The sequence below is a fragment of the Phormidium tenue FACHB-1052 genome (assembly GCF_014696675.1).
Taxonomy (GTDB): domain Bacteria; phylum Cyanobacteriota; class Cyanobacteriia; order Phormidesmidales; family Phormidesmidaceae; genus Nodosilinea; species Nodosilinea tenuis_A.
In genome coordinates this window covers 53,495-67,698 of the sequence record NZ_JACJQN010000008.1, presented here as the reverse complement: position 1 = coordinate 67,698, position 14,204 = coordinate 53,495, and the positions used below count along the sequence as shown (strand labels likewise).

Sequence of the window (14,204 nt, the reverse complement as noted above, 5' to 3'; positions counted from 1 at the left end):
AAAGGAGCACCCCTGGGGGCGCTCCTTAACTTGTGATTCTGCCGTTAAGCGAGGCAGGCTAGGGCAGCCACTCCAACACCGCTTCATCTTTGGTGTTGGTGCGGCGCGAGGGGGTAGCGCGATCGAAGGTCATGTGGATGGCGCGAGTTTGCTCGCCATCCGCCGCTACCGCCATGATTGGATAGTCAATGTTGCCGTCCTGGAACGACATCTGGAACCGGAAGGTGCCGTCGGAGTTGAGCTTGATCGGCTGCCCGCCAATGGTAACAGTGGCATCGGGTTCGGTGGCCCCATAGACGATCAGCTCGGCGTCGGCCACCAGCCAGAACTTGCGAGGGCGAATGGGCGGCGCGGAAGCCGAGAAGCCTGCCCCAGACATGGTCAGCCCTGCTCCCGACATAGTAAACCCAGCCCCGGTGAACCCGGCTCCCGACATGGTGAGTTCGTTAAAAGCACCAATGCCCGACATGGTAGGCACTCCAGCCGCAGCGGCACCGGGGACGGCCCACAACCCAGCTCCAGAGGGGAACACGTAGGAGCTGACGGCCTTTTCGGGGGCCATGGAACCCGGCACGTGCTGCATGGATCCGAAGAGTGACCCGGCGACCCGCTGGGCCTCGGTGGCTTGGGTCATGGCATAGACTTCGTCGTAGATGGCGTTGGTGCTTTCGGCGGCACGCTGGCTGGGGTGCTTGAGCGCCGCGACCGTCTTGCCGCGCAGGTCGGCCTGCCAATCGACAGTGACAAAGTGGTCTTCGACCCAGTCGGAGGGGTAAACGGGGGGAATGTGGACGGGTAGGGAGCGGGCCAGCACCAGCCAGCGACCATCGTTGCAGAGGTAGCCGATCTCAGCCACGTAGTCGCGATCGCTCACCGGAATGGGCAGATACCACTCCCGCGCCATTTCGTCACACTCGTACTGCTGCAGGCTGTGGGGAGTCTGCGTCATAAAGTTGATGTCGGTGACATCGTAGAAGCGCAGAGCCAGTCGTGAGCCCCCCTGCCGCCGCAGCTCGTCCTTGTGGGTATGGGGAATATCCCAGTAGCAGTAGGCCCATTGAGGGTCGCGGGGCATGAGCACAATGCGGCTTTCGCCATAGCCGCTGGGCAAATCGGCCAGGCCTTCATCCACAGTGGCCAAGACCTCCACCGGGGGCGGAGCTGGAGCTGTGTAGGCGGGAGTCGCCCCAGCGGTAGCGCCGGCCATAGCGGGTACCACCGCTGGCACCTTTGGGGCAGAAACTGGCGCTGCTCCCAAACCGCGCTTGGCATCAATTGATTGAATGGCCTCAATCAGCTCGGTTTTGCGCATGCGGCTGTAGCGGGACACCTCATACTCACTGGCCACTTTGCGGAGCTGCCGCAGGGTCATTTCTTCTAAGGGTGGGCGGGGGGAAGACATAGAGCACTCTCCTCATAGAGACCAGGACGACAGACGATCAATCACGACAGGCCGAAGGGGATAGCTGCCAGCGGAGGAGCGCTACCGATCCCGCGATCGGGATGGGGCCACTCCAACTAGAACCTTTATGCCTAGTTGCCGAGCCTCAGGTTCAGGTGGGGATCAACCGTTGCCCTGTAGCATGCCAAAAACTACCGCTGGGATCAAGCCTCTGGCAAGGCTTTTCTGGCTCTACTAGCGAGGGAGTAGGGGTTCGGGGATCAATTTGTCATAATTTCATGACAAATTGATCCCCATGCGTATTATTGCGTCAGGAAACCATGACTTTAGTGATAACTGGGGAAGGGGAATGGAGGAGCGATCGCCCAGTTCTTTGCCTTGCGTTCCGATTTCACATCCCCTGCTAGAGTTTGGAGATGCGAAGGTGATTGACGCCTCCCCTAAAGAACTGGCGACAACCACGCCCATTTATTTCTGTAGCCCGCCTATGACTTCTGACCCTGCTAATTCTGCCGACGCTGCCAAGGGCAGCCGCATCATCAGTCGGCTGCTGCCTCCGGCCATTCGCCTATGGCTGCACACCCAGCTCGACCACCTAGAAGGGCTAGAGTTTGCCATCGACGGCAAAGACCGCCAGATTTTAGGCGGCTACCTGCCGGGGGTAACTCTGGCGGCTCGCCAGGCGGTGTACCAGGGGCTGCACGTCAGTCAAGCCGAGGTCAAGGCAACGGATATTCGCGTCAATCTGCCCCAGGTGCTGCGGGGCAAACCGCTGCGGCTGTTGCAGCCCTTTCCAGTAGATGGCCAGGTGACGGTGCTAGCCGAGGATCTGCGCGCTTCTCTGGGTTCCCCACTGCTGGGCCAGGGATTGCGTGACGTGCTGAGGCAGCTGCTGGCCGGAGCCGTGTCCGAAAAGCAGGTACCTCTGGCGCGCTGGCTGGACGATGGGGATAAGTCTTCAGAGGTCGATATTGCGCTGGCGAGCGATCGCATGACGCTGCGCTGGCCAGGAACATCTCTTAGCAACGACGCCCTAGAGCTAACTCTGGGGTTGGCAATGCGGGATGGGCGGTGGCTGTGTTTAGAGCAGCCGGTGGCCACGGTGGTGACCACGACCGGAGAATCGCAGTCGCCGATTGTGTTAGACGAGATTGCCTTTGACCTAGGATCAGAGGTCGATATTCGCCAGCTAGCCGTCACCCCTGAAGGCATTGACCTGGTGGGTATGGTGCAGGTAATTCCAACTGACTAGCGGCGAGGCAGCCCATTTGTGGGCTGCCTCGCATCCACTGCCAAACTATTCTGTATTCTTGTCAGCCCTTGGCCTTGGCTTTTTTCTCAGGCAGGTTGCGGGGTGGAATCGCTCGGCCTTCGTAAAATCGACGTTCTAGAATGCCCAAGCCCGCCCATGCCGCAGCGGTGGCTAGAGGCAAAAGGCCTAGCAGGATGGCGGTAAGACTGGTGAGGCTACCCGTGGCGATCGCGATCGGCAGCAGCGACCAGACTACCGCGCTCACCCCCAACAGCACCCAGCGTAGAGTTTGGATGCGGTTTAGGGCTGTGCGGCAGCTTTTGCAGTGCTGGGTGTGGGAATGGTAGCGATCGAGCAGCGCGGCTTGGCTCAGCGCCGGTGCAAGGGATTGGCCAGGGAAGGGATCGGCCTGGAAGTCGCTGACCCAGTTGCGAAAGGCCAGCACGTAGCGATCGGCCTGGGTGGGCAGGTAGCAGGCCTGGGCGTAGGTGCGATTCTCCTTTGGAGAGGCTTTGCCAATGGCTTTCTCCAGTTCGCGCTCTTGCAGGTGCAGAAAGATTTGGTCATCTTCGAGGACGCCATTGTTGCCGATGTGGCTATACCAGCGAGGCGTGAGGCCAATCACCGTAGCGGGCAGTTTTGACGAAAACTTAAAGGGAAAGCGGGCAAACAACCGGCACTGGCCCTTGCTCGTCGGGGTAGCGTAAACGACGGTCAAGGTGCGGCCAAACTGCTTTGAAGTGAGGTCGTGGTACATCAGCGCTGGGGCGATGAAAGTGGTGTGCTGAGTCCCCAGCGTGCCCTTGCGGGGGCCTTCGGGCCAGAGGCCCTGAAATCCCTGTTTCCCGGCATTTAGCACCTCCATTTCCATGGGGGCCGCGTTTTCTCGCTTGCCCACGGTTTTGTGATGGGTGTAGGGAATGTGGCTGGCATCCAGCACGTTTTCAAGCAGGGTGAGGGCGTCGTAGGGTAGGTCACGAAAGGTGTTGAGCACCACCCAGCCGTCGGGTTCTTCCTCAAGTGGGCCAATGATCGGTAGTTTCACCTGGGGAGCATTTTTGGCCTGACCAGGATAAACAAATAGGAGCCCTTGGGCGATCGCCGTCGGCAGAGCCAGGGCGCAGGCCCGACCCGACTGGTTGCCTTGGCCGTCAGCAGCCTGTTGGGGAATGTGGGTGCAGGCACCGTCGCCAGAGAATGTCCAACCGTGGTAGGGGCACTCCAGCTCGCCAGATTCATTCACCCGGCCCTCAGATAGGGGCGCAAGGCGGTGGGGGCATTTGTCTTCGAACACGCGCCAGGCTTGGCCTTTAGTGTCCCACCAGATGACAATGCCCCGGTCGAGCAGCGTGAAGCGGGTGGGCTGCACCGGGTCTAGGTCTTCTACATAGGCAACGGGATACCAGGCTTCGGCCCAATCAAACCGGGCAGGATCAGGGCCACCGGCGGGTAGAGAGGCGGTGAGACCCGCAGACTGGGGAGCGATCGCAAGGGATGTCATGGGCTAGTCCCGGTGGTAAACCATTTCTCTTTACATTCTGCAATATTTTTTTGAAAGAATGGCTGGACTGCGTCGGTGATACTCCCCTAGGGCGATTGAGCTGGGATGCCCAAAACCTCAAGAAAGGGTAGAATGCGCTAGACATGCGCCATTTTTGAGATCTCGGTAGACTTACCCTGGCTGTTTTAGCCACTGTGCCTTAATTTGAAGTCAGATTATCTCGATTAAGCGCTTTTTTAGTGGTGACATGTTTCAGCTGTTGGCCCAGTGCAAAGCAAGCCTGGTATCCAGTCAGAGCCTGACTCCTAGGCTAGGGTAGAAAAAATTGTTTTTCCGGCTCAATCTGGGCTTTCCCAATGAGCGGCAGTCGGGAATAGAGGTGGGGACTTTTGTATAGCTAATGGGTGAGCCCCACCGTGCAGCGGCTAAGGTTAATGGTGGGTAATGGCTTGCCAAATACAGTTGCTTTGCTCTTGGACTATGTCTGACGCATGACGCGCCACTCTCCCCCCCAGCCCGATATTAGTCAAGCGCAGATTCTAGACACAGTGACTGCAATCTGCGACGCGGCGGCAGCGGGCAGTGAGCTAGAGGTGGTGCTTCAGCAAGGGGTAGAACGGCTGCGGCTGCTGCTTGACACCGATCGGGTTGTGGTCTATCAGGTGCTATCTCCCCACGATGGCTTCGTCATTGCCGAGTCGGTGGATGGTGCTTGGCGGCCTCTGCGGGGCGAGCGAATCAGCGAATCCTGCTTTGCCCGCGGCTGGGAGGAGCGCGATCGTCGCCAATTAAGCCTAGTGGTTGACGCGCGGCACAGCACGCTTGATCCCTGCTACGCCGACTTGCTGAGTCGCCTACAGGTGCGGGCCAGCTTAGCGGTGCCAATATTCGCAGGGCCTCACTTGTGGGGCCTGCTCATTGCTCACCACTGCCGCAGCCCCCGCCCGTGGAACCTATCGAGTCGTGATCTGTTGGTGCATGTGGCTCGCCACCTGGGCCAGAGCGTTTACCAACACGGACTGCGACAGCAGCTCCAAGCCTTTTCTGTCCGTAGCCAAACTGAGCAGCTATTTGAGCTCTTTACCCATCACGTTGAGCAGGTTTTGTTTATTCGCGATGCGGTGTCTGGCCAGTTTTTATACGTCAGCGCGGCCTACGAACGCATTTGGGGCCATTCTCCAGCGTTGCTCTACAGCGATCCCGGCCTGTGGCTCCGGCAGGTGCATCCCGATGATCTGCCTCGGGTGCAGGCGTCTGTCGGGCGGCAGTTTAACGGCAATTCGGTGCGGCGGGAGTACCGCATTGTGCGCCCCAACGGCGACGTGCGCTGGGTGCAGGCCCACGTGCAAGTGGTCAACGATGACCAAAATCAACCCCGCTATATGGTGGGCTGGGCCGAAGACTGCACAGAGCGCCGACAGTTGCAGGCTAGTCTGAGGGCTACCGAGGCGGCCCTCAGCCGCCGCGTGGCGCAAGAGCAACTGCTGCGCATGCTGACGGCGCGCATGCGCGAAAGCCTCGACCTAGAGACGATCTTGGGGGCTACGGTAGCCGGCATTAAAACGGTGTTTGATGCTGACCGAGCGGTGATTTTTCAGATTTTGGCCAATGGCGATCGCCGCATTGCCCAACAGACAAGCAACCCCGACTACGGCACCATCGCCGACAGCATGATTCCGACTGGGCCGCTGCCTGCGGCTTACCTAGAGAAGTTGTATACGTGGCAGCCCTACATCATCAACGACGTTGCGGCAGAGTTCTGGTCTTCAGACCTGACCACGTTTCTCTCAGCAATTGGGGTCAAGTCGGCGATGATTGCGCCCATTGCCCATCCCTTTGGGGGCGATTGCCAGCCCCTGTGGGGCATTTTGGTGGTTCATGCCTGCGGCGAACACCGCCAGTGGCAACCCTTTGAGGCCAATATGCTGCAACACTTCGCCGATCAGCTCAATACGGCGCTGCACCAGGCCGAGCTATACCGCCAGCTCCAAGCGGCTAACCAAGAGCTCGATCGCATCGCCAAGGTAGACAGCCTGACGCAGCTAGCCAACCGCCGCTGGCTCGACGAATACCTCAGCCAGCAGTGGCAGCGACTGGCCCGAGAGCGCAAACCGCTGAGCGTGGTGCTGGCCGATGTCGATTATTTCAAACCCTACAACGACACCTACGGCCACGCTGCGGGAGATCAGTGTTTGGTAGAAATTGCCAGCGCCATTCGCTTTGGCGTTCGTCGGCCCGCTGACCTAGCCGCCCGCTACGGCGGTGAAGAATTTGCCCTGGTGCTGCCCGATACCGATACCGCCGGAGCCATTCGTGTAGTGCAGCTAGTGCGCCATCACCTGCAAACCCTCGATCTGCCCCACGGGGCCAGCCCCAGCGGCGACACCATCACCCTCAGCTTTGGCATTGCCACCGTAATCCCTACCCCCGACAGCCCAGCCGAGGCCATTCTAGAACTTGCCGACCAAGCTCTCTACGCTGCCAAAGACGCCGGTCGCAACCAGTACCAGGTGTTTGAACCTCGGTACTAGGTTGGGGGCACGAGCACCAGTGCCGCATAGGCCACAACAGTCAGCGCTGCCGTCACCCCTAGCAGTCCTTGGCTAAACCTAGAGCTGAGCCGGGGTAGCAGGTAGGCGCTGGCTGTCAGCACCAGCACCAGTTCTATCGTGGCCCCCAGCCGACCCAAGTGGTCTACATCCCAATAAGAAACCGGGCTAATGAAGCGCACCGAGCTGAGGGGCCAAAAGTGCTGGTGGGCATCGTCGTGGTGCAGGGGCAGATCGGCCAGGTGGTGCAGCACCATGCTAGCTCCCAAAAACCCGATCGAGGGGCCAAACCAGGAGTGTCGGAGACTATAGCCTAGCGCCACCCCCAGCAGGCCTAGAGGGATAGAATTACCTAGGGCAAAAATGGCCTGCCAGGGCTGACTGTAGTAGGCCTCGCTCCAGATGGTTTGCTCGGGTAGACCTTGCCAGCGAGCCCAGCCGTAGAATACAAACATGGCCGCATCGGGAATCAGCCCGCCAATCAAGATCGGCCAGGTCATGACCGGGGCCACCGGGCGACGCAGCAGGGCCAGGTTGAGAATCAGGTGACTGGGAGTATGCATAGGGCCTATGGTACATCGACCGATTTATCTCGACTGCCACGCGACGACCCCGGTAGATCCGCGAGTGGTGGAGGCGATGCTGCCGTTTTTTACTGAGCACTTTGGCAACCCCGCTAGCCTCACCCACGCTTACGGCTGGGAGGCCGAGGCGGCGGTGACAAAGGCCAGGGAAACCATTGCCGCTGCTATCCACGCTAGCCCGGAGGAAATTGTTTTTACTAGCGGGGCCACCGAGGCCAACAACCTGGCGATCAAGGGCATTGCCGAGGCCTGCTTTAACCGGGGGCGGCACATCATCACGGTGCAGACCGAGCACAGCGCCGTGCTCGACCCCTGCCGCTATCTCGAATCGTTAGGCTTTGAGGTCACCTACCTGCCGGTGCAGCCCGACGGCCTGGTGGATCTCGATGCCCTGGAGAAAGCTTTTCGCGACGATACGGTGCTGGTGTCGGTGATGGCGGCCAACAACGAGATCGGGGTGCTGCAACCCCTGGCGGAAATTGGAGCGCGGTGCCGCGATCGCAACGTCTTCTTCCACAGCGACGGGGCCCAGGCGATCGCCAAAGTTTCCCTCGACGTAGAGGCCATGCACCTAGATCTGCTATCGCTAACGGCCCACAAGGTCTACGGCCCCAAGGGCATCGGTGCCCTCTACGTGCGGCGGCGGCCAAGGCTGCCCCTGGCCCCTCAGCTCCACGGCGGCGGCCACGAGCGGGGGCTGAGGTCGGGCACCCTGTACCCGCCTCAGATCGTGGGGTTTGCCAGGGCGGTGGAACTGGGATTAGCTGAACTGGAGACAGAGGCGGCTCGGCTGATGGCGCTGCGCCAGCGGCTATGGAGTAGCCTGCAACCCCTGAGCGGATTGCACCTCAACGGCCACCCAACCCGGCGGTTGCCCGGTAACCTCAACGTCAGTTTTGCGGGAGTTGATGGTCAAGCGCTGCTGCTGGGGCTGCGGGGGATCGTAGCGCTGTCGTCGGGGGCGGCCTGTAGCACCGCCAGCACCGCCCCTTCTCCTGTGCTCAAGGCCCTGGGGCGAGAGGACGGGCTGGCCTACGCCTCGCTGCGGTTTGGCCTGGGGCGGTTTACCACCGCCGCTGAGATCGACCAGGTGGCGGCTGGGGTGGTGACCACGGTGCAGGCGCTGCGTCAGGCGACGGTTTGAGTACCCCCACGGTTGACGCCATGGGGCATAATGGAAATTAGCTTTGGGGCTCAGGGGCATCGGCAAGCGCATTGCCCAGATTCGATTTACACGGTGTAGTGTTGAATTCCCCGGCAGGCCTATGACAACCAAAGCGCGTCAGCTAAGCGACCTTCTCAACGCCGGTATTGAGCAAGCCCGCTTGGGCTATTTTGAGGCGGCGATCGCCCAGTTCTCTCAAGCTGTTGCCCTAGAACAAACCTGTGTCAAGGGCTTTTACAATCGGGGCTGTGCCCACCGCGATCTGGGCCGTCACGGGGCCGCGATTGATGACTTTTCGGCTGCCCTGCGCTTAGAGCCGACCTTCACCAATGCCTATATCAACCGGGGCAGCGCCTATCGGCTGCTGGGTCAGCTAGGCGAGGCTCTGGGCGATCTAGATCGGGCCATAGAGCTTCAACCCGCGTCGGTGAAAGCTTACGCTAACCGAGGCCGCATCAAGCTTGATCTAGAAGATTACGGCGGGGCGATCGCAGACCTTTCGGTGGTGTTGGCAGAACAGCCTAAGTTCGCTAAAGTTCTGCTGTGGCGAGGATTGGCCTACCTTAAGCAGGGGGCGATCGCCGCCCTGGCCGAACACCGCCGCGAAGCCTATCAGTTTGCTGTTGTTGACTTTTCTCGGTTGTTGCAGAGCCAGCCCCACCACGCCGAAGCCTACAACTACCGAGCGGTAGCCCATTTTCAGTTGCGCAACACCTACCAGGCGACCCTCGACATCAACCGCGCCCTCGACTGCCAGGTTGACTACGCCGAGGCCTACATCAACCGGGGCATGCTGCGCCACGAGCTGGGCGATTTTCAGGGGGCGATCGACGACTACACCACGGTGCTAGAGCTCAACCCTGAGCTGCAAGACCGTTCCTACAACCAAACTCTGGTGGGCCTGGCCCTCGACAGCCCCGATGCCACCCTGAGCGAAGACACCCCGCTGAACCTGCGCTTTCGCCTGGCCGACCTCTACGACAGTCGGGGGCTGCTGCGAGCCCAGGTGGGCGACATGGAGGGGGCGATCGCCGACTACACCCTGGCTCTGCGCTTTAACCCCGACAGCGGTCGCATCTTGGCCAACCGGGGCCGCGTGTTTAGCCGCCAAGAAGACTACCCGGCGGCGATCGCTGACTTCGACTGCGCCTTAGAGCTAAACGAGAGCGACGCCATGGCCTACTGCGATCGCGGCTACGCCCTCTACTTTCTCGACGAGTGGGAGCTAGCCCTCGACGACTTCAACTGCGCCATTGAGATCAGCCCTTCCCTAGCCGAAGCCTACATCGGGCGCGGTCACACCAATATTCGTCTGGGCCATGGGGCCGCCCTGGCCATGGATGACTTTCGCAAAGCCCTGGAGCTGTCGTGGGATAGCCGCAAGTCAGAGCGATCGCGCCCCCTCTAGCCAGCAATACTTACTTAGTTAAGCCAACCGTTATGGGCAAACAGGTTTCAGCAGGCCGCAAACGCCCCTGGCTGGGCAGCGTGGTCGGGGCTTTAGTAGGTGGCATTGGCCAATATCTAATCGCGGTGCTCTTTTTTTACTACGTGTTCAACTGGGGCGGGCCGTTTTTTCGAAATCACGTGGGTGTCAGTTTGCTTGCCCTAGTGTCGTCTTACCCGGCCTGGATATTTTTTGGGCTATCCGCCGGGCTGGGAGCGCTGGGAGGTGCCCTAGGCGGCATGACGCGACGTTTAGGCAGGGGCGCGGCGCTGGGGGGCGGCACGGTGGGGTTGATCTATCTGGCGCTGGTCGTGGTGCCGCTCAACCGCATGATTGGGCTAAGCGGCGGCGACGTTACCGACTACTCAACTGACAAGCAGGCTGTTGCCATTAGCCTGGTGGCGACCGTGGTTTGGGGGGCGATCGCAGGTACCAGTGCCGCTGCCATTAGAAAAATCTCGTCTCGGCCTTAACTCCTCTACGTCGAGAACGCCCTGGCCTAACGGCAGAGAAGATCTTTCCCTCAGACGTTATCGCCGTCTGCCGGATCTACGGCTTGGAGCCGAGCGGCGTGAACTGCCAAAACTACCGTTTGAAGGGCGAGCACGCTCATTTCGTCGGTTATTCCGGCGCAGATTACTGTTGCCGACACCATTGCCTGAAGGTCTATTGGTATTAACCCGTGGGGCAGTGGTACCGGGTGAGCGTAGCCTGCCACTCGCCCGATATTGACGGTTCCGATATTCAGCCGGAGGTGCTTGGTGGCGTGACTGATAGTGTGAGACCGCTTCGCTGTAGCTTCGTCCATAACCACCATGGCCAACCAGGGCTACACCCGGTTGATAAATTGGCGGCATATAATACTGCGGACGGAAGAGTAAGCTGCCGACCGCCTGCCCCGCTAGCGCTCCTGCAAATGGCGTCCAAAAGCTTGGCTCTCGACGAACAATGACGACTTGTTCCTGCCCAGTCTGCGGATCGGTTTGAGTTTCAGTCACGTTGTGAACATATTCAATGCGAAAATCGGGTGCCAAATACAGCGCCGGTTGCCCGTTTTCAACGCGCAGTTCACTCATTTTGCCCCCCGTGACTTCTTCGTCTGTCAGACGTGCTAGCGGCAAATTGGCGCTGCGAAACATCGACTGCCCAGGCGCAGTGTTGAGCAACATTAGGCTATACTCACCCGAGCTGTCGTCATAAGTAGCTTGCTGCACGGGGTAAGCTCCGTCTGTAATTGAGCTAGCAGCAGCAGGAACAGTTGTTTCCTGCGGAGGTTGCGGCGCTGGTTGCGAAGTGGAATAGCCTTCTGGGCTAGTGCAAGCCACCGATGACAACACTAGGGTTAGCGCTAATAAAGAAGCAGAAAGTTTACGTATCATTGTGGTTAAGGAGGGGCGCTGTGAATTAGAAAAACTAGAGCGGAATGAGTTCAGGAAAACTTTCGATCAATTGGTCTGATGTGAGTTCGTCTCCCAATTGAGCCGGAGAAAAATGTAGCTGAATTGCTCTTAAATTTCCTCTATAGTTCAGGTCGACTAAAGCTTTTAAACCTGCTTTTAAGGCAGTAATGTCAGCTAGGTTACCTTCTAGTTCGGGCACTTCGCCTTCAAAAGCAACTGTGAGCATGACGACCACGTTTTGGGTCACGGGGATTGCGAAATCTTCACGTCCATTTGAGTCAGAGCCGATCGCGCTACCATAACGTGCAGCCGAGTCGGTGAATAGCTCATTCACGTAATCTCCGGCATCGCCCTCATCCCAAAGAACATCTCCTTCGTTGGCTGCCGATTGCCAAAACGTTTCATATTCCAGCAAGCTTTCACAAACCCGCACAAGCTGCTTGCCCAACACTTGCATATCACCTTCTGAATCAATTGCCTCCCGTGCGGCTTGATTGAGCACGCCCAGAAGTGGTGCTACTTCTCGGCCTGAGAGATGCACAAAAATGCGACATACGACAAAGCGGGTCTGTCCACTAAGTTGATTGAAGCGATCGCGCAAACCCATAGCAATTTAATTTAGGTAGGAGAGGCATACAGGATCTATTGTAGATAGCCAACCTTACGGTGGTCTTGATCTAAAGGTTGATTGATAGGGTGATTTCCGCCATTAGCTTAGGGAAATAATTGAGCAGGTTGTTAGGATTGGTTTGTCACCCAGACTAATGAGATGCAAGCTGTTCCTTTAGGACGACTTTTTCTGTCCCTAGGCTCATAAACGACCCTCTCAGCACATCCGTTTTCGTGCTGCCGACGGCGATCGCGCAAACGCGACCACTGGTACTGGCGGCACTGGTCAGCTAAAAGATGATGGACTAGCAAGCGCCATGATTTGTGGCCGCTCAAGCGCACTACGGCGCAAAAGTTTGGTTTGAGACAAATCCTGCCGGGTTTGACTGGGCAGGAAGATTGACAAGCGACACTGGTGCCGGAACAGCGACACTAATTCCAGAGCTGTGTCAGATAATTTCGTAACTTACAAAAACCTTGCGGAGTAGCTGACTCCCTGGCTGTGTAAGAAACGAGCATGGCAGGATTCGAACCTGCGACCCCTAGAACCGGAATCTAGTGCTCTATCCACTGAGCTACATGCCCTTAGGCTGCACCATTCTAGCATCTGCTAAGGGCGTTGTCACAATGACTCGTCCTTAGTCCACAATCGAGTATGGCAAATACTGTATCGGCCCACACGGCTGATCCACGAGTTTTGCCCGCCCCACACTCTATCTGAGACCCCATGACCCAACCTACTGACACCGCCAATTCCCTCGATGCTGCCGCTGCCGCCTTGACCCAAGAGGCTGAGGGGGCGGGTTTATCTGAAGAGCAGTATCGCCGCAAAATGCAGCGCCGTCAGGAGGTGCAGCAGCAGCGCATCGCCGAGCGCAATGTCGAAAAGGGTCTGGTAATTATCAACACCGGCAACGGTAAGGGCAAAACCACCGCCGCTCTGGGCATGGTGATGCGATCCCTTGGCCACAGCTACAGGGTTGCGATCGTGCAGTTTATCAAAGGTGCGTGGGAACCGGCGGAAAAGGCGGTGCTAGAGCGGTTTGGCGACCAGCTCACCTTCCAGGCCATGGGCGAAGGCTTTACCTGGGATACGCAGGATCGCGATCGCGACACCCAAACGGCCCAAACCGCTTGGGAAACAGCCCTTTCCTACATCCGTAACCCCTTGTACAAAACCATCCTGCTCGACGAAATTAACATTGCCCTCAAGCACGGTTTTCTAAGCGTCGATCAGGTGGTGGCGGGGCTGGCCGAAAAGCCGGAAATGACCCACGTCATTCTCACCGGGCGAGGCGCACCCCAAGCGCTAATCGACCAGGCCGACCTGGTGACGGAGATGACCCTAGTGAAGCACCCCTTCCGTGAACAGGGAATTAAGGCCCAGCCCGGCATTGAATACTAAATCCACTCACCTACCCATCCACTCTCCATGGATCGCTACGCCACCCTACGACGCATTCAGAGCCTCGACCCCGAGCGCGACCACGCCGAAATTTGCTGCCTGCTGGCAGGCTACGAGTTTCCGTGGGATGTCACTCGCGCTCTGGAGGTTGCCCTGCTGCGGACGTTTTGCATCCCCAGCGTGTCGGCGCTGCTAGATAAAACTGGGGAGTTTCGCCACCACGCCCAAAAGCGCTACGACGACACCGGCATTGTGGTGTCTGAGGTGCTCAAGCACGGCTACGACAGCCCCCGCGGCGACGCCTTTATTCAGCGCATGAATGCCATTCACCGCCACTACGCCATCGGCAATCGCGACTTCCTCTACGTGCTCTCAACATTTGTGTATGAGCCGATTCGGTGGTGCGATCGCTTTGGCTGGCGGCCTTTTTGTCAGCAGGAGCGGCTGGCCTGCTACTACTTCTGGCGGGCGATCGGCGATCGCATGGATATTCAAGACATTCCGCCAACCTACGCGGCGTTTGAGCAGTTCAACCGCGAGTTTGAGGCTGAGCAGTTTGCCTACGCCCCCACCAACCAGCGGGTTGCCGATGCCACCCGACACATGCTGCTGTCGTGGTTCCCTGCCGTCACTCGGCCACTGGTGAACTGGGGGCTGCCCTGCCTACTCGACCCACCCTTGTTAGCGGCCTTGGGATGGCAGCCGGTGCCGGTGGCAGTGCAGCAGCTAGCCAACACCGCCCTTAAAGCCCGCAGTCGCCTATTGCGTCGTCTGCCGCCGCGCACCGAACCCGATTTCTTTGTCGATCAATCCATCCGCAGCTATCCCAAAGGCTACACCCTGGAGGATATCGGGCCAGAGGCGCTGCGATCGCGCCTGTAGCCAGTGCC

At 58.9% G+C, this 14,204-nt stretch carries 12 protein-coding genes and 1 tRNA gene; 7 read left to right on the top strand and 6 right to left on the bottom strand.

Annotated elements, in window-relative coordinates; genetic code table 11:
* Positions 1–58: 58 nt before the first annotated feature.
* A complete protein-coding gene (locus tag H6G07_RS12505; protein ID WP_073608567.1) occupies positions 59–1,402 on the bottom strand; it encodes a DUF4912 domain-containing protein in 1,344 nt (447 codons plus the stop codon).
* A 487-nt stretch (positions 1,403–1,889) separates the two neighbouring features.
* On the opposite strand from H6G07_RS12505, the gene H6G07_RS12500 reads away from it, so the two are divergent.
* Positions 1,890–2,654 carry an LmeA family phospholipid-binding protein gene (locus H6G07_RS12500; protein ID WP_073608568.1) on the top strand — a complete coding sequence of 255 codons (765 nt, stop codon included), beginning with the start codon at positions 1,890–1,892 and terminating at the stop codon, positions 2,652–2,654.
* 61 nt (positions 2,655–2,715) lie between these two features.
* Here H6G07_RS12500 and H6G07_RS12495 read toward each other — a convergent pair whose 3' ends face one another.
* On the bottom strand, positions 2,716–4,155 hold the full coding sequence (locus H6G07_RS12495) for an aromatic ring-hydroxylating dioxygenase subunit alpha (protein WP_073608569.1): 1,440 nt from the start codon (positions 4,153–4,155) through the stop codon (positions 2,716–2,718).
* A 491-nt stretch (positions 4,156–4,646) separates the two neighbouring features.
* Here H6G07_RS12495 and H6G07_RS12490 point away from each other — a divergent pair, with 491 nt between their 5' ends.
* Complete coding sequence (locus tag H6G07_RS12490; RefSeq protein WP_073608570.1) at positions 4,647–6,686, top strand: diguanylate cyclase domain-containing protein; 2,040 nt, start codon at positions 4,647–4,649, stop codon at positions 6,684–6,686.
* Here H6G07_RS12490 and H6G07_RS12485 read toward each other — a convergent pair.
* On the bottom strand, positions 6,683–7,267 hold the full coding sequence (locus H6G07_RS12485; RefSeq protein WP_073608571.1) for a hypothetical protein: 585 nt from the start codon (positions 7,265–7,267) through the stop codon (positions 6,683–6,685). The genes H6G07_RS12490 and H6G07_RS12485 overlap by 4 nt on opposite strands.
* A 7-nt stretch (positions 7,268–7,274) precedes the next feature.
* Here H6G07_RS12485 and H6G07_RS12480 point away from each other — a divergent pair, with 7 nt between their 5' ends.
* From H6G07_RS12480 to H6G07_RS12470, 3 genes are all read left to right on the top strand, one after another.
* Positions 7,275–8,432 (top strand): cysteine desulfurase family protein, encoded by a 1,158-nt coding sequence (locus H6G07_RS12480; RefSeq protein WP_073608572.1) that lies wholly within the window; start codon positions 7,275–7,277, stop codon positions 8,430–8,432.
* Positions 8,433–8,553: 121 nt separating this feature from the next.
* Positions 8,554–9,861, top strand: a complete 1,308-nt coding sequence (locus H6G07_RS12475) for a tetratricopeptide repeat protein (protein WP_073608573.1) — start codon at positions 8,554–8,556, stop codon at positions 9,859–9,861.
* 32 nt (positions 9,862–9,893) lie between these two features.
* Positions 9,894–10,373 carry a hypothetical protein gene (locus H6G07_RS12470; RefSeq protein ID WP_073608574.1) on the top strand — a complete coding sequence of 160 codons (480 nt, stop codon included), beginning with the start codon at positions 9,894–9,896 and terminating at the stop codon, positions 10,371–10,373.
* A 50-nt stretch (positions 10,374–10,423) separates the two neighbouring features.
* Here the strand turns inward: H6G07_RS12470 and H6G07_RS26900 are convergent, their stop codons facing one another.
* From H6G07_RS26900 to H6G07_RS12455, 3 genes are all read right to left on the bottom strand, one after another.
* The gene (locus tag H6G07_RS26900) at positions 10,424–10,717 is read right to left on the bottom strand and encodes a hypothetical protein (RefSeq protein WP_171973012.1); all 294 of its coding nucleotides are present in this window, start codon (positions 10,715–10,717) and stop codon (positions 10,424–10,426) included.
* Positions 10,718–11,313: 596 nt separating this feature from the next.
* Complete coding sequence (locus H6G07_RS12460; RefSeq protein ID WP_199312057.1) at positions 11,314–11,907, bottom strand: DUF1517 domain-containing protein; 594 nt, start codon at positions 11,905–11,907, stop codon at positions 11,314–11,316.
* Between the two features lie 514 nt (positions 11,908–12,421).
* Positions 12,422–12,494: transfer RNA gene (locus H6G07_RS12455), tRNA-Arg, on the bottom strand.
* A 142-nt stretch (positions 12,495–12,636) separates the two neighbouring features.
* Between H6G07_RS12455 and cobO the strand changes: the two genes are divergently transcribed.
* Positions 12,637–13,314: a cob(I)yrinic acid a,c-diamide adenosyltransferase gene (cobO, locus tag H6G07_RS12450; protein ID WP_073608576.1), complete on the top strand. Its 678-nt coding sequence runs from the start codon at positions 12,637–12,639 to the stop codon at positions 13,312–13,314.
* A gap of 27 nt (positions 13,315–13,341) precedes the next feature.
* Positions 13,342–14,196, top strand: coding sequence for an oxygenase MpaB family protein (locus H6G07_RS12445; protein ID WP_073608577.1), 855 nt, complete (start codon positions 13,342–13,344; stop codon positions 14,194–14,196).
* Positions 14,197–14,204: the final 8 nt, after the last annotated feature.

Excerpts from the sequence above, each read along its gene's own strand:
- H6G07_RS12505 (WP_073608567.1), bottom strand. The coding sequence starts at position 1,402 with ATGTCTTCCCCCCGCCCACCCTTAGAAGAAATGACCCTGCGGCAGCTC.
- H6G07_RS12500 (WP_073608568.1), top strand. The coding sequence starts at position 1,890 with ATGACTTCTGACCCTGCTAATTCTGCCGACGCTGCCAAGGGCAGCCGC.
- H6G07_RS12495 (WP_073608569.1), bottom strand. The coding sequence starts at position 4,155 with ATGACATCCCTTGCGATCGCTCCCCAGTCTGCGGGTCTCACCGCCTCT.
- H6G07_RS12490 (WP_073608570.1), top strand. The coding sequence starts at position 4,647 with ATGACGCGCCACTCTCCCCCCCAGCCCGATATTAGTCAAGCGCAGATT.
- H6G07_RS12485 (WP_073608571.1), bottom strand. The coding sequence starts at position 7,267 with ATGCATACTCCCAGTCACCTGATTCTCAACCTGGCCCTGCTGCGTCGC.
- H6G07_RS12480 (WP_073608572.1), top strand. The coding sequence starts at position 7,275 with ATGGTACATCGACCGATTTATCTCGACTGCCACGCGACGACCCCGGTA.
- H6G07_RS12475 (WP_073608573.1), top strand. The coding sequence starts at position 8,554 with ATGACAACCAAAGCGCGTCAGCTAAGCGACCTTCTCAACGCCGGTATT.
- H6G07_RS12470 (WP_073608574.1), top strand. The coding sequence starts at position 9,894 with ATGGGCAAACAGGTTTCAGCAGGCCGCAAACGCCCCTGGCTGGGCAGC.
- H6G07_RS26900 (WP_171973012.1), bottom strand. The coding sequence starts at position 10,717 with ATGGTGGTTATGGACGAAGCTACAGCGAAGCGGTCTCACACTATCAGT.
- H6G07_RS12460 (WP_199312057.1), bottom strand. The coding sequence starts at position 11,907 with ATGGGTTTGCGCGATCGCTTCAATCAACTTAGTGGACAGACCCGCTTT.
- cobO (WP_073608576.1), top strand. The coding sequence starts at position 12,637 with ATGACCCAACCTACTGACACCGCCAATTCCCTCGATGCTGCCGCTGCC.
- H6G07_RS12445 (WP_073608577.1), top strand. The coding sequence starts at position 13,342 with ATGGATCGCTACGCCACCCTACGACGCATTCAGAGCCTCGACCCCGAG.